Origin of the sequence: Rathayibacter sp. SD072, assembly GCF_017355185.1 — a bacterium.
Lineage (GTDB): Bacteria > Actinomycetota > Actinomycetes > Actinomycetales > Microbacteriaceae > Rathayibacter.
In genome coordinates, this window is sequence record NZ_JADILJ010000021.1 from 17,542 (window position 1) to 36,069 (window position 18,528).

Here is an 18,528-nt window from a genome sequence, read left to right on the forward strand (position 1 = left end):
GGGAGCTGTGAGCAAGACGTTTACCTCTCGTCAGGGTGCACAGACGGATGCTGACTCCGGGCACGCCCGAACAGCCGTCGTCAAACAACGTTGGTTGACCATACGTTCCGCATGTGTCGGCGGTGTTTCACCGTCGGCACAGACGCGTGACCACATTATGAGGGGCGGAGAGCGCTCCAACGGTCTCGAACGGGTGACAGCGCATCTCCGCTCGGAATAGAGCGGCCCCGGCGGCGCTTAAGATTGAGCATCCGGGCTCCCCGGGACCGGATGCCCTCTCCTCCGCCCGGGCACCCGCTTCGACCTGTTAAGGGGCATTGATGGACCAGCCGGATCCCTTCGGATTCCTCGGACTCACCTACGACGACGTCATGCTCCTGCCGGGGCACACCGACGTCATCCCGAGCGAGGCCGACACGACCTCCCGGCTGACCAAGCGCATCTCCGTCGCGACACCGCTGCTGTCCGCGGCCATGGACACGGTGACCGAGGCGCGGATGGCGATCGCCATGGCCCGCCAGGGAGGCCTCGGCGTCCTGCACCGCAACCTCTCCATCGCCGACCAGGCCGACCAGGTCGACCGGGTCAAGCGCAGCGAGTCCGGCATGGTCTCCAACCCCGTCACCACCACTCCGGACGCCACCGTCGCCCAGGTGGACGAGCTCTGCGGGCAGTACCGCATCAGCGGACTCCCGGTCGTGGACTCCTCCGGTGTCCTCGTGGGCATCATCACCAACCGGGACATGCGCTTCGTCTCGCCGTTCGAGAAGGCCTCGACCCTCGTGCGCGACGTGATGACCAGCTCCGGTCTCATCACCGGCCGCGTCGGCATCCCCGACAGCGAGGTCATCGCCCTCTTCGCGCAGCACAAGATCGAGAAGCTGCCCCTGGTCGACGAGCAGGGCAAGCTCGCCGGGCTCATCACGGTCAAGGACTTCGACAAGTCGGAGCAGTACCCCAACGCCACCAAGGACGACGCGGGGCGACTGCGCGTGGGCGCGGCCATCGGCTTCTTCGGCGACGCGTGGCAGCGCGCCACGGCGCTCCTCGACGCCGGAGTGGACGTCATCGTCGTCGACACCGCCAACGGCGACTCGGCCGGCGTGCTCGACATCATCCGCCGGCTGAAGTCCGACACCGCCTTCGCGGGAGTCGACGTCATCGGCGGCAACGTCGCCACCCGCTCCGGCGCCCAGGCGCTCGTCGACGCGGGTGCCGACGCGATCAAGGTCGGAGTCGGCCCCGGATCCATCTGCACCACCCGCGTCGTCGCCGGCGTCGGCGTGCCGCAGGTCACCGCCGTGTACGAGGCGTCCCTCGCCGCCCGCGAATCGGGCGTGCCCGTCATCGCGGACGGCGGACTGCAGTACTCGGGCGACATCGCCAAGGCGCTCGTCGCCGGCGCCGACACCGTCATGCTCGGCTCCCTGCTGGCCGGCTGCGAGGAGAGCCCCGGCGACCTCGTCTTCCAGAACGGCAAGCAGTTCAAGACCTACCGCGGCATGGGCTCCCTCGGCGCCCTGCAGACCCGCGGCGAGCGCACCTCCTACTCGAAGGACCGCTACTTCCAGTCCGATGTCCCCACCGACGACAAGCTCATCGCCGAGGGCATCGAGGGCCAGGTGCCCTACCGCGGTCCGCTCGCCAACGTGGCCTACCAGCTCGCCGGAGGTCTGCGCCAGTCGATGTTCTACGTGGGAGCGCGCACCATCACCGAGCTCAAGCAGCGCGGCAAGTTCGTCCGCATCACGGCGGCGGGGCTGAAGGAGTCGCACCCGCACGATGTGCAGATGGTGGTGGAGGCTCCGAACTACCGGCGCTGAGTGCTGCTGGTGGGGTGGGTCGACGTCGGATCGCGATGGCGGCCCCTCTGCCCGATGGGCCTGCGGCCCATACGCCCACCACACCGGAGGGGCCGCCATCCCGATCCGCCGTCGACCCCGTTCCGGGAGTCGGCCGCGGTTCTGCGTGGGGCGGAACGCGCGGCGCAGCGCGAGCGGCGCGGGGCGCCGCCGCGGCTGCGCCGGGAGGGGTGGCAGCGCGAGCGGCGCGAGGCGCCGCCGCGGCTGCGCCGGAGGGGAGGGGGCCGCGCGAGCGGGCGGGCCCGCCGCGGCTGCGCCGGAGGTCGGGCGACGAGCCCGGCGAGGCGCACGGCTAAACTCGCTCCGTGACTGAGATCGAGATCGGGCGCGCCAAGCGCGCTCGCCGCGCGTACGCCTTCGACGACATCGCGGTCGTGCCGAGCCGCCGCACCCGCGACCCCGAGGTGGTCTCGGTCGACTGGACGATCGACGCGTACCGGTTCCGGACGCCGATCCTGGCGGCTCCGATGGACTCCGTCGTGTCGCCGGCCACGGCGATCGCGCTCGGGCGCCTGGGCGCTCTCGGCGTGCTCGACCTCGAGGGCCTCTGGACGCGGTACGAGGACCCGGAGCCGCTGCTCGCCGAGATCCGCGAGCTCCCCGCCGAGCGGGCGACCGAGCGCATGCAGGAGATCTACTCCGAGCCGATCAAGCCCGAGCTCGTGACCGCCCGTCTGGCCGAGATCCGCGCCGCGGGCGTCACCGTCGCCGGTGCGCTCTCGCCGCAGCGCACCGCGGAGCTCTACCAGACCGTCGTCGACGCGGGAGTCGACCTGTTCGTCATCCGCGGCACCACGGTCTCGGCCGAGCACGTCTCGCGCGGCACCGAGCCGCTGAACCTCAAGAAGTTCATCTACGAGCTCGACGTCCCCGTCATCGTCGGCGGGGCCTCGACCTACACCGCGGCGCTGCACCTCATGCGCACGGGCGCGGCGGGCGTTCTCGTCGGCTTCGGCGGGGGAGCGGCGTCGACGACGCGCGCGACCCTCGGCATCCAGGCGCCCATGGCGACCGCGGTGGCCGACGTCGCCGGCGCTCGCCGCGACTACCTCGACGAGTCGGGCGGACGCTACGTGCACGTCATCGCGGACGGCGGCCTCGGCACCTCCGGCGACATCGTGAAGGCCGTGGCGGTCGGCGCCGACGCCGTCATGCTCGGCTCCGCCCTCGCCCGCGCGACCGACGCCCCCGGCGGCGGCTGGCACTGGGGCCAGGAGGCGCACCACCCGCAGCTCCCGCGCGGCCGCCGCGTGCAGGTCGGCACGGTCGGGACCCTGGAGCAGGTCCTCTACGGCCCCGCGACCGGAGCCGACGGCACCGCGAACCTGATCGGCGCCCTCCGCCGCTCGATGGCGACCACCGGCTACTCGGACCTCAAGGAGTTCCAGCGCGTCGAGGTCGTCGTCGCCCCCTACCAGCCCAGCTGACCCTCCGCCCCCGCTCCGAGGGAACCCCGGACCGTCGAGGGAGCCCGCGCCGGCTGGTTCCCTCGGCCGTTCGGGGTTCCCTCGATGCGTCTGACTCCGGCGCGGGCCAGGCGGACGAGCAGGGGGCGGACGTCGTAGGCGTCGCGCCACGACCAGCGGGCGAAGCCGCTCACGCACGAGCGGATGCGGTCCTCCCGGCGCTTCTCGGCGAGCAGGACCTCCTCGGGTGTGCGCCCCTTCAGGAATGCCGGATCGGCGTACTTGTGTTCGCCGTCCGCCTCTCCGACCACCGCCACCTCGTCGAAGAAGAAGTCCACCACTCCGGCCCGCCCTTCGGCGTCGTGGACCGGGTGCTGCAGCACCGGCGCGGGCAGCCCGCCCACGTGCATCGCCACGCGGCTGATCGACTCGAGCGGTGTCTCGGAGGCGGGGTCCGCGAACGCGATGACCGCGGCGCTCGCCGTCCGGCCACGGGAGCCGGGCGGCAGATCCGCGTGCCGCTCGAGGAGCTCCTCGCGCCGGAGGAGGGGTCGGCCGTCGCCGTCGACGAGGCGCAGGGCGTGGTCGGCCGCGACGACGGCGCGCCGGAAGGACGAGAACCGCGCGAGATCGAACACGGTCTGCGCGAGATCCGAGACGGCGAGGCCGTCGACGACCGCGAGCGTCGGGAAGCGCGCGCTCCGGTGCTCGGCCACGCCGTTCCGAGTCCGGCTGCCGACGTCGGTCGCTCCTTCGACGTGGACGACCGTGGCGAGCGGCTCGACCAGGGGGAGGCCCCACACCGCCGCGGCCGATTCCCGGAGGAAGAAGGGCGACGACCACGTCGCCGCGACCGCGTCGATGCGCGCCCGCTGCCTCTCGTCGATCGAGGCCCGCGCCCACGCGTCCGCTTCCGCGTACACGCCCCTGCGCAGACGCACGAACGCGTCCGACCGCCCGCACGCTCCGTCCCGGAGCAGTTCCACCGCACTCATGCCCTCGACCCTGGCCCGAGTTCTCCTCCATCGGTGCCGGTCCGCCCTGGTTTGTGGAGAGCCCTTCGGGCCCTGTGGACAGGGAGGGAACCCCGAACCGTCGAGGGAGCCCGCAAGGACTGGTTCCCTCGACGGTCCGGGGTTCCCTCAGCAGAGGGACGGCCCCGGCGTTCCTCCGCGGGCGAACGCGGGGAAGGGGCGGCCGGAGGCGCGCCTAAGCTGGAGGCATCCGAGTCAGGAGCGCCGCAGGGCGCGGATGGAGCACGCATGGTCGAGGTCCGCAGGGTCAAGCTGCCCGGTGTCGGAGTGCTGCACACCTTCCTCACCGCCGACGGCGGGAAGGTCGGCGTCATCGCCCACCGCTCGGGGCACAGCGACCTCATCACCTTCGCCGAGGGCGATCAGGACGGCGCGAAGGTCTCCCTCCGCCTGAGCGACGACGAGGCGCACACACTCGCGGAGCTGCTCGGCGGCACGCAGATCACCGAGTCGCTCACCGCGCTCGATCAGATCCCCGGCCTCTCGATCGACTGGTTCACCGTCGACTACGACGACCACATCGCGGGCCAGCAGCTCGGCAAGCCCGCCGACCGCGGCATCGTCGGCCTGACCGTCGTCGCCGTGGTCCGCGGGGATGCGGCCAACCCTGCGCCCGCGCCCGACTTCCGCGTCTTCCCCGGCGACACGCTCGTCGTCGCCGGCAGTCCCGAGAAGGTCGCCAAGGCGTTCGCCTTCTTCCGCTCGGGCGCCTTCCCCAAGACGGCCGACGCACCCGGAGCCTGAGGATGCACCACGGTGAAGACCTCATCGTCCTCGGGATCCTGTTCGTCGTCGCCTACGTGCTCGGACGCCTCGGGAGGACCATCGGCCTCCCGGCGATCCCCATCTACATGGTCGTCGGACTCCTCGCGAGCCCGAACTTCCACTGGTTCCCGCTCGAGTTCGAGTCGACCTACATCGAGCTGACGGCCGTCTTCGGCCTGATCCTGCTCCTCTTCAACCTCGGGCTCGAGTTCGACCAGGACGAGTTCTTCGGCAACGCGGGCCGGCTCATCCTCTCGGGCGGCACCTACATCGGCGTCAACATGGCCGTTGGCCTGGGCTTCGGCTTCCTGCTGGGCTGGGGGAGCCAGGAGGCTCTGATCGTCGCCGGTATCACGGCCACCAGTTCGAGCGCGATCGTCACCAAGCTCCTGATCGAGCTCAAGCGCCTCGCGAACCCCGAGACGCCGATGATCCTGGGTGTGACGGTCGTCGAGGACATCTTCATCGCGATCTACCTGGCCATCGTCTCGGTCGTGCTCTCGGGCGAGACCGAGCCGTGGCCGGTGATCCTGAAGCTGCTGATCGCGTTCGCGTTCCTCGTCGTCATGTTCTCGATCGCCCGCTGGGGCGGCAAGGTGGTGTCGCGGCTGTTCCGCACCCGCGACGACGAGCTGTTCACCATCCTCTTCTTCGGTCTCGCGCTGCTGTTCGGCGGCATCGGCGAGGTCCTCGGAGTCACCGACGCCATCGGAGCGTTCCTGATCGGCCTGGTCATCGGCGCCACCCGCTACCGGGCGAGGGTCGAGCACATCGCCATCCCGCTCCGCGACGTCTTCGGCGCCTTCTTCTTCGTCAACTTCGGCTTGGGGCTGGACCCGAGCGCCTTCCCGGAGGTCGTCGTTCCCGTCCTCGCTGCGGCCCTGATGACCATCGTGCTGAACCTCGGCGCCGGCCAGTTCGTGGCGTGGCTGAACAAGCTCGGCCCGAGGGCGGGACTCAACGCGGCGTTCATCCTGCACAACCGCGGCGAGTTCGCCCTCATCCTCGCGACGCTGTCGCTGTCGGCCGGTCTCGACGATCGGATCCAGCCCTTCGCCGGTCTCTACGTCCTGATCATGGCGATCATCGGCCCGATCCTCGCGTCGAGGTCCGAGACCATCGGGCAGTTCCTCTCGGATCGGCGCCACCGACCGCGCCGAGCGGCGGCGGAGCGGGGCGCGCTCGCCGAGGAGGAGTTCGCGCTGGTCGAGGCCGCGATGTCCGACGATCCGGAGCCGGTGCGGACCGGGCCGACGCGGACCGCGCCCGCCGCGACCGGACCGGTCGAGGTCCCGCCCGGCCGCGGCCGCGAGCGCGACGAGCTGGACGACGAGTTCCCTGATCCGATGCGCCAGGCTCTGATCGACCAGGCGATGCAGCAGTCCGACGGTGCGGAGACCGACCGGCCGCGCAGGCCCGTCGAGCCCGACTACTGATCCCGGGGAGCTCCCACGCGGACGGGCTAGGCTCGTCGGGTCCACCCGGCGGTCCGCACCGCGCGGAACGAGCGGATCCGGCACGAGCGAGGAACGAATGACGCAGAGCACCGTCTGGCAGGTGGCCCGCCGCCCGCGCTGGATCGGCGCCCTGGTGCTCGCTCTGGTGATCGCGGGGCTCTTCGCTGCACTCGGGCAGTGGCAGGTGGGCCGCGCCATCGAGGCGGCCGAGCCGGATGACGGCCTCTCCGAGACGATCGTCCCCCTGGACCGGGTGGCTGCCCCCTCCGCCCCGATCACGGCGGAGGCGGACGGTCAGCGCGTCGAGGCCGAGTCCGTCCTCGTGCCCGGCGGCGCCGAGGTCATCGGCGGGCGCTTGAACGCGGGGGAGCCCGGCTGGTGGGTCTTCGCCCGCACTCGCACGAGCACCGCGGACCTCGTCGTGGCCTACGGCTGGACGGCCGACGAGGATCGCGCCCGCGCCGTGGCCGAGCGCCTCGACTCCGGCGAGGAGTCGGCGCCGACGCAGTACACCGGGCGTCTCGTGGCGAACGAGGCGGCCGAGGCGCCGGAGGAGGGTGCGGATCCGCTCACCCTCACCGCGCTCTCGATCCCCGCGCTGATCAACCGCTGGCCCGATCCGCCGGCCGACGTCTACCAGGGCTACGTCGTCGTCGACGAGCCGATCGGCGGCCTCGAGGCGATCGACTCCCCGGCCCGTCAGCAGGACCTCTCGCTCAACTGGCTCAACGTCTTCTACGCCGTCGAGTGGGTCGTCTTCGCGGGATTCGCCCTCTACCTCTGGTACCGCCTCGTGCGCGACGCGTGGGAGAGGGAGATCGAGGAGGCGCTCGACGCCGAGGAGGCGCAGCGCGCCTCCGCCCCCTCGGCCGCACCGTAAACTGGACCCCATGCCCCTCGAGCCCAAGCCCGCGCAGTTCCCTGCGATCCGGAGCGCTCTGCGCTTCTACCGGGTGACCTCGATCATCACGGGCGTGATGCTGCTCCTGCTCTGCGCGGAGATGCTCCTGAAGTACGTGTTCCACCTCGAGCTGTTCGCCTTCGGGCAGCAGGGCGTGCTGAACCTCGCGCCGATGTACGAGGTGCCGGGCGGCGAATACGAGTCCAGCGGTACGGGAGCGAACCTCTCGACCGGGATCCTCATCGCCCACGGCTGGTTCTACGTCGTGTACCTCTTCGCCGACTTCCGCCTGTGGAGCCTGATGCGGTGGCCGTTCAGCCGCTTCGTGCTCATCGCGCTCGGCGGCGTGATCCCGACGCTCTCCTTCTTCGTCGAGGGGCGCATCGCGCGCGAGGTCGAGCAGTACCTCGCGCGCCGCACCGCCGGCACCGATCCGAAAGCCCCGACCGACTCCGTGGAGGCCCCCCATTAGCGAGCAGCAGTCCAGCCCGCAGCCGACCCCTCAGCTGTCCGCGCAGCCCGTCCTCGTCGTCGACTTCGGCGCGCAGTACGCGCAGCTGATCGCCCGTCGAGTGCGCGAGGCCAACGTCTACTCCGAGATCGTGCCCTCGAACGCCACGGCGGCCGAGATCGCGGCGAAGTCGCCGGTCGGGATCATCCTGTCCGGTGGCCCCTCCAGCGTGTACGAGGAGGGGGCGCCGCAGCTCGACCCCGCGATCTTCGACCTCGGCATCCCCGTGCTGGGCATCTGCTACGGCTTCCAGGTCATGGCGAAGGCCCTCGGCGGAGAGGTCGCGAACACCGGCCTCCGCGAGTACGGGGCGACCGACGCCGCGATCTCCACGGACGGCGGCGTGCTCCTCGGCGAGCAGCCCGCCGACCAGACGGTCTGGATGAGCCACGGCGACTCGGTCGCCAAGGCGCCGGAGGGCTTCGACGTCCTCGCCTCCACCTCGTCGACCCCGGTCGCCGCCTTCGGCAGCGATGCGCGTCGCCTCTACGGCGTGCAGTGGCACCCCGAGGTGAAGCACTCGACGCACGGCCAGGCCGTCATCGAGAACTTCCTGCACCGCGCCGCCGGCATCCCGAACGACTGGAACTCCTCCAACGTCATCGAGGACCAGGTCACCCTGATCCGCGAGCAGGTCGGCTCCGGCCGCGTCATCTGCGGCCTCTCCGGAGGAGTGGACTCGGCCGTGGCCGCCGCGATCGTGCACCGCGCGGTGGGCGACCAGCTGACCTGCGTCTTCGTCGACCACGGACTGCTCCGCAAGGACGAGCGCCGCCAGGTCGAGGAGGACTACGTGGCCGCGACCGGTGTCCGCCTGGTCACCGTCGACGTCCGCGAGCAGTTCCTCGACGCGCTCGCCGGTGTCAGCGACCCCGAGCAGAAGCGCAAGATCATCGGCCGCGAGTTCATCCGCACCTTCGAGGCCGCGGCGGAGGCGCTCGTCCTCGAGGCGCAGGGCGAGGGTGCGTCGATCGACTTCCTGGTGCAGGGCACGCTCTACCCCGACGTGGTGGAGTCGGGCGGCGGCACCGGAACCGCGAACATCAAGTCGCACCACAACGTGGGCGGCCTGCCCGAGGATCTGCAGTTCACCCTGGTGGAGCCCCTGCGCACCCTCTTCAAGGACGAGGTCCGCGCCATCGGCCGCGAGCTCGGCCTGCCCGAGGTCATCGTGGGCCGCCAGCCGTTCCCCGGACCGGGGCTCGGCATCCGCATCGTCGGCGAGGTCACCCAGGAGCGGCTCGACCTGCTCCAGGAGGCCGACGCGATCGTCCGCGCCGAGCTCACCGCCGCCGGCCTCGACGCCGAGATCTGGCAGTGCCCGGTCGTGCTGCTCGCCGACGTCCGCTCCGTCGGCGTGCAGGGCGACGGCCGCACCTACGGCCACCCGATCGTGCTGCGCCCCGTGTCCTCGGAGGACGCCATGACGGCCGACTGGACGCGCCTGCCCTACGACCTGCTGGCGCGCATCTCGAACCGCATCACCAACGAGGTCGCCGGAGTGAACCGCGTCGTGCTCGACGTGACGTCCAAGCCCCCGGGCACCATCGAATGGGAGTGACGCGGGCCTCCGCACGGCCATCTGCGGCGTTGTCGTCGGGCGCGGTACTTCCAGTACCGCTTCCTCCTCCGCCTTGCAGCTGACGCCGCGGGCCTCCGCACGGCCATCTGCGGCGTTGTCGTCGGGCGCGGTACTTCCAGTACCGCTTCCTCCTCCGCCTTGCAGCTGACCGCGCGGAGACCCGCGGCGGGGCGGCGGTGAACGGGCTCCTCCGGGGGCCCGTTCGGCGTTTCCGGGGAAGGTCAGACGGAGCTGTCGACGACGCCGACGAAGCGCGTGCCGATGCCGTCGTACTCGTCGCGGCGGTGGCCCTCGGGGTGGTTCGGCCACTCGTCGGGGGAGTGGTCCTCGCAGACGAGGAACGTGAAGTCGGGCCACCACTTCTTGGGCCGTGCGGCCTCGGAGCGGCCGCAGATCGCGCAGTCGAGGGTCACCCACACCGGCCGCTTGCCGGTGCGGTTCTCGCGCGACTGGACGAGCCAGGGCGGCGGATCCTGCTCGAGAGCGGCGAACTCCTCCTCGGTGAGACGGGCGCCGAGACCGTGGCGGGCCGCCATCTCGAGGGGGATGTCGAGGCGCTGGGCGGCCTCGCGTCGCGTGATCATCGGCCCACTTTAGCTCAGCGCCGGAGTGCGGACCCCGGCTGAGGGGCGCAGCGATGCGCGCGACAGCAGCCACTCGAGCGGGCCCTGACCTACGAACCGGCGCCAGAGCATCGCGAAGGCGATCGAGCCGAGCACGAAGGCCAGCAGGAGGGTCCAGCTGCGCCAGGCGTCGAAGTCGAAGGGCTCGTGGGGGATCAGGTAGACCGCCAGTGCCACCAGCTGCAGGGAGTAGATCGTCAGAGGCATGCCCCCCACTGCGGCGAGCGGAGCGGAGAGCCGCCGGAACGCGGCAGAGCGCTGCCCCAGAGCGGTGAGGAAGCCGATGGCGACGGCCGCGACTCCGCCCGCACCGAGCAGCTCGGCGGTGGTGCTCGCGTGGGCCTCGACGCTCTCGGCGCCGCCGATCGCCATGCCGCCGCCGTAGCCGAGGACGAGGGAGACCGCTCCGCCGATGACCAGCCAGCGCTGCGTGGTCGCCGAGCGGATGTCGCACCGGGTGACGAGGAGGCCGAGGACGATGTAGGCCAGCCAGGACGGCACGGGGTAGTACTGCGTCAGCCAGAGGAGGGGCTGCTCCGCGAGCAGGGCGGTATCCGGCGGCAGCGTCCGCAGCCAGGCTCCGCCCGTTCCGACGAGGTCGTCGACGATCACGGGACCCAGGACGGCGAACGCGACGACCAGCACGGCGAGCAGTGCCCGGGGGAGGAAGAGGACCAGGGCGGCGAGGGCGAACATCAGGCCGTAGTGCGGCAGGATCACGGCGATCGGCGTCCCGAGCAGGGTCAGCGCGACGCCCAGGGCGAGCAGGTAGAGCCCCCGGAGGAGGATCGACCCGGTGTCGCGCCCGGGGCGCTCGGAGCGGCGGGCGCCGCCGGTCATCAGTCCGATCGACACCCCCGCGAGGACCGCGAAGAGGACGGAGCTGCGGCCGTTCCAGATCATCTCCTCGCTCACCGGGGCGAGATGGGCGGCGAACATCCCGAGCACGGCGATCCCGCGGGCGACGTCGAGGCCGACGATGCGGGAGGAGTAGGCGGTCACGGATCCATGCTGCCAGGCGGGCCTGGACGAGGGGCCAGCGCCCCGGAACGACGACGGGCGCCCGACCCGGAGGTCGAGCGCCCGACGGCGTGAGCGGTGCGAGGGCTACTCGCGGAAGATCGCGACGAGTCGCAGGATCTCGAGGTACATCCAGACGACCGTGACGAGGATGCCGTAGGCGCCCGTCCAGCCGTAGATGCGCGGGGCGCGGTTGCGCACGCCCTGCTGGATGAACTCGAAGTCCATCACGAGCGAGTAGGTGGCCAGCGCGATCGCGATGAGGCCGATCACGATGCCGATGAAGCCGGTGCGCAGACCGAAGCCGCCGCCGACGCCGAAGAGGCCGAGACCGAGGTTCACGAGCGAGAAGACCGCGTAGCTGATCATGCCGATGAAGAAGATCTTGTTCAGCTTCGGCGAGGTGCGGATCTTGCCGTTCATGAACAGCGCCAGGGTGACGCCGATCACGATGACGGTCGCGAGGAGGGCCTGGACGACCGCGCCCTCGTAGACGTTCTCGAAGATGCCCGAGATCGCACCCACCGCGATGCCCTGGGTGGCGGCGTAGCCGAGGATCAGAGCGGGGCTCGGGACCTTCTTGAAGGCGTTGACGATGCCGAGGACCAGCGCGACGATCACGGCCGGGAGCATGAGCCCCGGGACGAACCAGCCGACAGCCGCGCCCGCCAGGAGCACGACGAAGGCGAGAGCCGTCTTCGCGAGGGTGTCCTCGACGGTCATCCGGTCGGTCTCCGTGGAGCTCGCGGCCGGACGGTTGTACATCTGGTCGAGCGTGTCGGACGAGACGTCGGGGAGGTCCTGCACGCGGCCGGCGTAGCCGCGGTTGCTGAACTCCGGACGCCCGAAGGCCGGATTGCTGCTTGCCATGGTTCCTCTTCTCTCAGGTGCGCTGGTGTCCGGTGGAGCAACGGAGCTGAGTCGCGGTGGTCGGGATGCTGTGGTGCCGCCGGGTCCTCGAGAGGACTCCGACGATGTGACCACAGTATCTGAGAACAGCTCTCAGAGTCTGGCTGTTCCCCACGAGCGAACCGAGTCCTCGCCCGTAGGATCGCCGCATGCCCGACCGCTCCGCTCCACTCGTCATCGGCCACCGCGGCGCGAGCGGCTACCGCCCCGAGCACACCCGCTCCGCTTACGATCTCGCCGTCGCCCTCGGCGCCGACGCCGTCGAGCCCGATCTCGTCGCCACCCGCGACGGCGTGCTGGTCCTGCGGCACGAGAACGAGATCTCGGGCACCACCGACATCGAGCGCCGACCGGAGTTCGCCGACCGCCGGACGACCAAGCGGCTCGAGGGGAAGGACGTCACGGGCTGGTTCACCGAGGACTTCACCTGGGCCGAGCTCTCCCAGCTGCGGGCCAGGGAGCGGTTGCCCGCCGTCCGCCCCTCGAGCGCCACCTTCGACGGCCAGTTCCCGCTGCTGCGCTTCTCGGACCTGCTCGCCCTGCTCGACCGGGCGGGCGAGGACGCGCCGGGCGCTCCTCCCGGGCTCGTCGCCGAGATCAAGCACGCCGACTACTTCGACTCGATCGGGCTGCCGCTGGACGTGCTGCTCGAGCAGGAGCTCGCCGCCGCCGGCTGGGGCCCCCGCGACCCGAGGCTGACCATCGAGAGCTTCGAGAAGACGGTGCTCGAGCGGCTCGGCGTGCGCGGCGTCGGCACCAAGCGCGTGTTCCTGATCGAGTCGCGGGGAGCGGCGCCCGACCTCGTCGCGGCGCACGGCGCCCGCGCCACTCCCTACGCCGACTTCGTGACCCCGTCCGGACTGCGCAACCTCGCCGGCACGGTCGACGGGGTCAGCGTGGACAAGAGCATGCTGTTCGCCCGCGACGCCGCGGGGCGTGCGACGGGGCCGAACGCGCTGGTCGAGCACGCGCACGCCGTGGGGCTCGAGGTCTACACCTGGACCCTCCGCCCCGAGAACCGGTTCCTCGAGAAGGTGCACCGCCGGGGCAAGGAGCCGGCCGCCTTCGGGGCCTGGCAGGACGAGTTCCGGATGATCCTCGCCACCGGTCTGGACGGCGTGTTCGCGGACCACCCCGATCTCGCACTCGAGGTCGTCGCCGCCCGCTGATCCGGATCAGCGACCTCCCGGCGCGGATGGAGGCGACCGGGAGTGTTCGCTGCCATCATCGGAAGCCCTCTGCGCGGCCCCCTCGCCGCGCCGCGCCCCGCCCCTCGAGAGGAGGAACCCCGTGTCGACCCGCGCCCGCATCACCCGCCGCTGGATCACCTCCGCGGTGCTCGCCGCCCTCGGGGTGGCTCTGGTCTACTGGCTCGCCGTGCTCACGCCGCAGGGCCAGGCCGCCGAGAACTCCGGCCTGCGCGGAGCCGACCTGGTCTTCGGCCGGGCGACGGGGACGGCCGCGGGCACTCTGGCCGACATCACTCCGGTCTCGATGATCGGCGGGGCCCTGCTGGCGGCGTCGATCGCGCTGATCCGGCGCCGACCGGCCCTCGCGCTCGCCTCCGTCGGGTCGATCGTGCTGACCGCCGGACTGACGCAGCTGCTCAAGAACGTGGTCCTCGAGCGCCCGCTGCTCGTCGAGACCGACGCCTGGTACACCGGCGGCAGCTTCCCGAGCGGTCACACCGCGGCCGCGGTCTCGGTCGTCTTCGCCCTGGCGATGGTGCTGCCCGCCCGCGGTCGCACCGTCGTGCTCCTGCTCGGCGGCGCCGTGGTGGTCCTGGTCGGCAACCTGACCATGGCGGCGTCGTGGCACCGGGCGAGCGACGTGCTCGGCGCCGACCTCGTCGCGCTGGCCTCCGCCTCCCTCGCCTGCGCCTGGCTCTCGACCCGCGCCCAGCTGGGCCGGGCCCCGCGCCGCACTCCGCGCAGGAACGTGAACAGGCTGCTGGTCGTCTGCTCGGTCGTCGTGGTGCTCGTGCTCGCCGGACTCGCCGTGCAGGGCATCCAGTACTACCCGGACGACACGAAGGATCTGACCGCGTTCGCGCTGCAGCAGCTGCTCGCGGTGTCGACCTCGACGATCGCGCTCGTGGGCTTCGCGCTCGCCTGGCGCGGCCTCGACGTGGGCGGTTCGCTGACGGCGTCCGCGGCTCGGCCCCGAGCGGCCTGACCCGGCTCCCCGTGTCGGAGGGTCGATCTACACTCGGAGGGACATGAGCCTCCTCTTCGATCCGAGCGATTCCCGCGCCACCCCGGTCATCGTCGGCGCCCCCGGCGACGGCGCCTCCTTCAGCGACCCGGCGCACGAGAAGCTCGTCGCCGGCCTGAACCCGCAGCAGCGCGAGGCGGTCGAGTACCGCGGCGACGCGCTGCTCATCGTCGCCGGCGCCGGCTCCGGCAAGACCAGCGTGCTCACGCGCCGCATCGCGAGCCTCCTCGGCAACGGCGAGGCCTGGCCGAGCCAGATCCTCGCCATCACGTTCACCAACAAGGCGGCGGCCGAGATGCGCGAGCGCGTCGAGAAGCTCGTCGGGCAGAGCGCCGAGGGGATGTGGATCTCGACCTTCCACTCGGCCTGCGTGCGGATCCTGCGCCGCGAGGCCGAGAACTTCGGCATGACCTCCTCCTTCACCATCTACGACTCCGGCGATCAGCGCGCACTGCTGAAGAGGATCGTGAAGGACCTCGAGGCCGACTCCCTCGGCATCACCGTCGCGAGCGCGTCGTCGAAGATCTCGAAGCTCAAGAACGAGCTCGCGGACGTCGACTCCTACGCGCGCACCGCCAACATGAGCGACCCGAACGAGGAGATGTTCCTCCAGGTGTTCCGCGCGTACTCGCGGGCCCTCGAGAGCGCCAACGCCTTCGACTTCGACGATCTCATCGCGCAGACCGTGTACCTCTTCCGCGCCTTTCCGCACGTGGCGGCCAAGTACCAGCGGCGATTCCGCCACGTACTGGTCGACGAGTACCAGGACACGAACCACGCGCAGTACTCGCTGATCCACGAGCTGACCCGGCCGGTGCCGCGGGCGACGATCGACGCGGCGCAGTTCGACCGCCCGTACCGCGGCCCCGTCACGGCCGACGGGTCGATCCCCGGCGCCTCCCTGACGGTCGTCGGCGACTCCGACCAGTCGATCTACGCGTTCCGCGGAGCCGACATCCGCAACATCGTCGAGTTCGAGCGCGACTTCCCGGGCTGCCGGGTGATCCTGCTCGAGCAGAACTACCGCTCGACCCAGAACATCCTCTCGGCGGCGAACGCGGTCATCTCGAACAACTTCGACCGCCGTGCGAAGAACCTCTGGTCCTCCAGCGGCGACGGCGAGAAGATCATCGGCTACACGGGCTACTCCGGTCACGACGAGGCGCAGTTCGTGGTCGACGAGATCGCCCGGCTGCACGCCGCGGGCACGGGCTACGACGAGATCGCCGTGTTCTACCGGACCAACGCGCAGACCCGCGCGCTGGAGGAGATCTTCATCCGCTCGGCGCTGCCGTACCGGATCCTCGGCGGCACGAAGTTCTACGAGCGGGCCGAGATCAAGGACGCGCTCGCGTACCTCATCACCGTGGCGAACCCCGCCGATGTGCTCGCGCTCCGGCGCATCATGAACACCCCCAAGCGCGGCATCGGCCCGGCGACGGAGGCGCAGCTGCAGTCGTTCGCCGACACCAACGGCGTCACGCTCCGCGAGTCGATGCGCAACGCGGGCTCGCTGGGCATGGGGCCGAAGGTCACCAAGGCCATCGTCGACCTGGCGACGCTGCTCGACGAGTGCGCGATGATGCTCGACCCCGGCCGTCCCGAGGGGGAGGCGAAGGTGCACGAGGTGCTGACGGCGCTGCTGACACGCAGCGGCTACCTCGACATGCTGCGCGCCAGCCGCGATCCCCAGGACGAGGCGCGGGCCGAGAACGTCGACGAGCTCATCGCCGTGACCAAGGAGTTCGCGCGCAACAACCCCGACGGCGGACTGGTGGACTTCCTCACCGAGGTGTCGCTCGTCGCCGCGGCGGACGACCTCGAGGACGACTCCGGAACGGTCTCGTTGATGACCCTCCACACCGCGAAGGGCCTCGAGTACGACGCGGTGTTCCTCACGGGCATCGAGGAGGACCTCCTCCCGCACCGCATCTCCGCGAACGAGCCGGGCGGTCCGGCCGAGGAGCGGCGGCTCTTCTACGTGGGCATCACCCGCGCCCGCAAGCGGCTCTTCCTGTCGCTCGCGATGACGCGTGCGCAGTACGGCGAGACGTCGGTCGCGATGCCCAGCCGCTTCCTCCAGGAGATCCCCGGGGAGCTCATCGAGTGGCGCCAGTCGCCGGGGGCGGCGACGTCGCGCGGAGGCACTCAGCCGCGCGCGCTGAACGCCCAGCGCCCGGGCTTCGGCCGCTCGCGCTCGAACACCGAGTTCCGCGAGGCGCTCGCGGCGGCTCCCAAGGCCAAGGCGGAGTTCCCGAACCGCATCACCGGCATGGTCCGCGACAACGGCGACCTCGAGCTGATCGCGGGCGACCGCATCCGGCACACCGATTTCGGCGAGGGCCGGGTGAACGCGGTGACCGGAGAGGGCACCAAGCGCGTCGCGCACGTGCTGTTCGACGCGGTGGGCGCCAAGAAGCTGCTGATCAAGGTCGCGCCGATCGAGAAGCTGTGAGGCGCGCGGCGCCGTGACCGCCCCGGTCCCGCGCGCCTCGCGGAGCGTCACGGCGGCGCGGTTCGCGACCGAGGCGTTCTCGCCCGCGGTCCTCGCCGTGGTGGTGCCGATCGTGGTCGGAGCCCGGGTCGCCGATCCGCCGCTGCTCGGGATCGCCTGGGGTGCTCTCGCGGCGCTGTTCGTCGGGGTGCTGCCCTACCTCGCGATCCGGCTGCTGATGCGCTCGGGGCGGATCCGGGGCGACCACCACGTGCCGGAGCGGCGCGAGCGCGCGCTCCCGATCGCTCTCGCGCTGGTCTCGATCGTCGTCGGCCTCGTGCTGCTCGCCGCGTTCGGCGCTCCGGCGGCCGTGACGACCTTCGGTCTCGTGACGGTGGCGGTCGTCGTGGCGGTCGGCCTGGTGAACCTCGTGTGGAAGCTCTCCGGGCACGCCGCGGTCGTGGCGACCTGCGCGGTCGTGGTGCTGATCGCCTACGGGCCCTGGTCGCTGCTGCTCTCGGTGCCGGTCGTGCTCTGGACCGGATGGTCGCGCGTCCGGCTCGCGGCGCACACGCCGGCGCAGGTGCTGGCGGGGGCCGCCGCGGGCGCCGTGCTCGCCTCCGTCGTCTGGTCGCTGCTCGGCTGACGCGCCGGGGAAGCGCCGCGAGATGCCGGTCCGGTACGCGCGGCGCGGGCCGCGCACGGGACCGGCATCTCGCGCGGAGTCAGTCGCAGGCGATGCCGTCTCCGTCGCGGTCGAGGTCGTAGATGTCCGAGCCCACGACCGTCACCGGCCCGCGCACGTAGGAGGGGCCGTTGCCGGATCCGGCGGCGCAGTCGACGTCGGAGTCGATGGGGACGCAGTCCCCGGTGTAGTTGGAGTCGCAGCCCGACGCCGCAGCGGCAGCCGGCGCCGGAGCGGGCGGCGGCACCCGGGTTCCGACGCGCGTCACATCGTCCACGGGAGCGGTCGTGACCGCCTCGGAGACCTGGGTCCGCGACACCTCGACGCCGTCGTGCTTCACGATCTCGACGGTGCGGGTGAGGACCCCGTCGCTGCCGGCGATCACGACGCTGCTGCCCTGGTCGGCGGTCGGGTCCTCCTCCGTCCGCGTGGCGCGGGGCACCGGCGCGGTCTCGGTCACGGTCTCGGTCGTGACGACGACCGTCGGCGTCGGCGTCGGGACGGCCGTGCGCGTCGGTGCCGGTGAGGCCGACCGCGTCGGCTCCGCCGCGGGGGCCGGCGTCGCGGTGCTCGCGGCGACCTGCTCCTGGGCGACGGGCGCGGGAGCGGTGGCGCCGTACGCGCTCGTGCCGACCAGCAGGGCGGCGAGCGCCCCGGCCGCGACCAGACCCGACGTGCGGCGACGGCGCGCGAGCCCCAGCCAGGTCGGTCGGCGCAGCAGGGCTCCGTAGACGCCGGTGATCAGCACGACGAGCGCGACCAGGAGGACCGCCGACCAGAGGCCGCCGGAGAGCAGGCCGACCAGCGCGAGGAACGCGGTCGCTCCTCCGCCGATCCACTGCAGTGGAGTGAGGCGCAGCCGCGTGAGCCGGACGGAGCCCAGGCGCAGCGGTCGGCGCTGCCGAGGGCTCCGGAGCCGGGGCGGCGCGTCCTGCGGACGTCGATCGCGGGGGAGAGGGGGTGGGAACGAGCTGGGCACGGTCGGATACTTCCTGAACGGGAGGGGGAGGTCGCCCCAGTATCACCCGTCCGGGGTACGACTCCCGTGCCCCGTTCGCGGGCGACGCTCGCTCCGGTGCGCCGCAGAACGCCCCTCCGGTACGCGACACGGCGCGCCGCGCGGAC

At 71.6% G+C, this 18,528-nt stretch carries 16 protein-coding genes; 11 read left to right on the top strand and 5 right to left on the bottom strand.

What is annotated here, in order from left to right; all coding sequences use genetic code 11:
• Positions 1–320: 320 nt before the first annotated feature.
• Entirely contained in the window at positions 321–1,823 is a 1,503-nt protein-coding gene (gene guaB, locus IOC53_RS10055; RefSeq protein WP_207405325.1) for an IMP dehydrogenase, read from the top strand.
• 344 nt (positions 1,824–2,167) lie between these two features.
• Entirely contained in the window at positions 2,168–3,289 is a 1,122-nt protein-coding gene (locus IOC53_RS10060) for a GuaB3 family IMP dehydrogenase-related protein (RefSeq protein WP_207405327.1), read from the top strand.
• Here IOC53_RS10060 and IOC53_RS10065 read toward each other — a convergent pair.
• Positions 3,274–4,263 (bottom strand): hypothetical protein, encoded by a 990-nt coding sequence (locus IOC53_RS10065; RefSeq protein ID WP_207405329.1) that lies wholly within the window; start codon positions 4,261–4,263, stop codon positions 3,274–3,276. The two genes, IOC53_RS10060 and IOC53_RS10065, sit on opposite strands and share 16 nt — an antisense overlap.
• A 267-nt stretch (positions 4,264–4,530) precedes the next feature.
• Between IOC53_RS10065 and IOC53_RS10070 the strand changes: the two genes are divergently transcribed.
• The 5 genes from IOC53_RS10070 (at position 4,531) to guaA (ending at position 9,497) form a co-directional block, all read left to right on the top strand.
• On the top strand, positions 4,531–5,046 hold the full coding sequence (locus IOC53_RS10070) for a cation:proton antiporter regulatory subunit (RefSeq protein WP_207405331.1): 516 nt from the start codon (positions 4,531–4,533) through the stop codon (positions 5,044–5,046).
• A gap of 2 nt (positions 5,047–5,048) precedes the next feature.
• Positions 5,049–6,503, top strand: a complete 1,455-nt coding sequence (locus IOC53_RS10075; RefSeq protein ID WP_207405333.1) for a cation:proton antiporter — start codon at positions 5,049–5,051, stop codon at positions 6,501–6,503.
• 97 nt (positions 6,504–6,600) lie between these two features.
• Complete coding sequence (locus IOC53_RS10080) at positions 6,601–7,404, top strand: SURF1 family protein (protein ID WP_207405335.1); 804 nt, start codon at positions 6,601–6,603, stop codon at positions 7,402–7,404.
• A 10-nt stretch (positions 7,405–7,414) separates the two neighbouring features.
• Positions 7,415–7,897 (top strand): DUF3817 domain-containing protein, encoded by a 483-nt coding sequence (locus IOC53_RS10085; RefSeq protein ID WP_207405337.1) that lies wholly within the window; start codon positions 7,415–7,417, stop codon positions 7,895–7,897.
• Positions 7,893–9,497: a glutamine-hydrolyzing GMP synthase gene (guaA, locus tag IOC53_RS10090; RefSeq protein ID WP_374070644.1), complete on the top strand. Its 1,605-nt coding sequence runs from the start codon at positions 7,893–7,895 to the stop codon at positions 9,495–9,497. The genes IOC53_RS10085 and guaA overlap by 5 nt, the downstream gene beginning before the upstream one ends.
• 242 nt (positions 9,498–9,739) lie before the next feature.
• Here the strand turns inward: guaA and IOC53_RS10095 are convergent, their stop codons facing one another.
• The 3 genes from IOC53_RS10095 to IOC53_RS10105 form a co-directional block, all read right to left on the bottom strand.
• On the bottom strand, positions 9,740–10,102 hold the full coding sequence (locus IOC53_RS10095; protein WP_207405339.1) for a DUF5997 family protein: 363 nt from the start codon (positions 10,100–10,102) through the stop codon (positions 9,740–9,742).
• 9 nt (positions 10,103–10,111) lie between these two features.
• Positions 10,112–11,143, bottom strand: a complete 1,032-nt coding sequence (locus IOC53_RS10100) for a DUF418 domain-containing protein (protein ID WP_207405341.1) — start codon at positions 11,141–11,143, stop codon at positions 10,112–10,114.
• Positions 11,144–11,248: 105 nt separating this feature from the next.
• Positions 11,249–12,031: a Bax inhibitor-1/YccA family protein gene (locus IOC53_RS10105; protein ID WP_207405343.1), complete on the bottom strand. Its 783-nt coding sequence runs from the start codon at positions 12,029–12,031 to the stop codon at positions 11,249–11,251.
• 188 nt (positions 12,032–12,219) lie between these two features.
• Between IOC53_RS10105 and IOC53_RS10110 the strand changes: the two genes are divergently transcribed.
• From IOC53_RS10110 to IOC53_RS10125, 4 genes are all read left to right on the top strand, one after another.
• Positions 12,220–13,239: a glycerophosphodiester phosphodiesterase family protein gene (locus tag IOC53_RS10110; RefSeq protein WP_207405345.1), complete on the top strand. Its 1,020-nt coding sequence runs from the start codon at positions 12,220–12,222 to the stop codon at positions 13,237–13,239.
• A gap of 121 nt (positions 13,240–13,360) precedes the next feature.
• Complete coding sequence (locus tag IOC53_RS10115) at positions 13,361–14,245, top strand: phosphatase PAP2 family protein (RefSeq protein WP_207405347.1); 885 nt, start codon at positions 13,361–13,363, stop codon at positions 14,243–14,245.
• Between the two features lie 43 nt (positions 14,246–14,288).
• Positions 14,289–16,739 carry an ATP-dependent helicase gene (locus IOC53_RS10120; protein ID WP_207405349.1) on the top strand — a complete coding sequence of 817 codons (2,451 nt, stop codon included), beginning with the start codon at positions 14,289–14,291 and terminating at the stop codon, positions 16,737–16,739.
• Between the two features lie 13 nt (positions 16,740–16,752).
• Positions 16,753–17,364: a phosphatase PAP2 family protein gene (locus IOC53_RS10125; RefSeq protein ID WP_207405351.1), complete on the top strand. Its 612-nt coding sequence runs from the start codon at positions 16,753–16,755 to the stop codon at positions 17,362–17,364.
• Between the two features lie 79 nt (positions 17,365–17,443).
• Here the strand turns inward: IOC53_RS10125 and IOC53_RS19470 are convergent, their stop codons facing one another.
• Positions 17,444–18,382 (bottom strand): G5 domain-containing protein, encoded by a 939-nt coding sequence (locus IOC53_RS19470; RefSeq protein ID WP_207405353.1) that lies wholly within the window; start codon positions 18,380–18,382, stop codon positions 17,444–17,446.
• Between the last annotated feature and the right edge of the window lie 146 nt (positions 18,383–18,528).

Bases quoted from the DNA above. Each gene is read 5' to 3' on its own strand.
- guaB (WP_207405325.1), top strand. From the start codon at position 321: ATGGACCAGCCGGATCCCTTCGGATTCCTCGGACTCACCTACGACGAC.
- IOC53_RS10065 (WP_207405329.1), bottom strand. From the start codon at position 4,263: ATGAGTGCGGTGGAACTGCTCCGGGACGGAGCGTGCGGGCGGTCGGAC.
- IOC53_RS10070 (WP_207405331.1), top strand. From the start codon at position 4,531: ATGGTCGAGGTCCGCAGGGTCAAGCTGCCCGGTGTCGGAGTGCTGCAC.
- IOC53_RS10075 (WP_207405333.1), top strand. From the start codon at position 5,049: ATGCACCACGGTGAAGACCTCATCGTCCTCGGGATCCTGTTCGTCGTC.
- IOC53_RS10080 (WP_207405335.1), top strand. From the start codon at position 6,601: ATGACGCAGAGCACCGTCTGGCAGGTGGCCCGCCGCCCGCGCTGGATC.
- IOC53_RS10085 (WP_207405337.1), top strand. From the start codon at position 7,415: ATGCCCCTCGAGCCCAAGCCCGCGCAGTTCCCTGCGATCCGGAGCGCT.
- IOC53_RS10095 (WP_207405339.1), bottom strand. From the start codon at position 10,102: ATGATCACGCGACGCGAGGCCGCCCAGCGCCTCGACATCCCCCTCGAG.
- IOC53_RS10105 (WP_207405343.1), bottom strand. From the start codon at position 12,031: ATGGCAAGCAGCAATCCGGCCTTCGGGCGTCCGGAGTTCAGCAACCGC.
- IOC53_RS10110 (WP_207405345.1), top strand. From the start codon at position 12,220: ATGCCCGACCGCTCCGCTCCACTCGTCATCGGCCACCGCGGCGCGAGC.
- IOC53_RS10120 (WP_207405349.1), top strand. From the start codon at position 14,289: ATGAGCCTCCTCTTCGATCCGAGCGATTCCCGCGCCACCCCGGTCATC.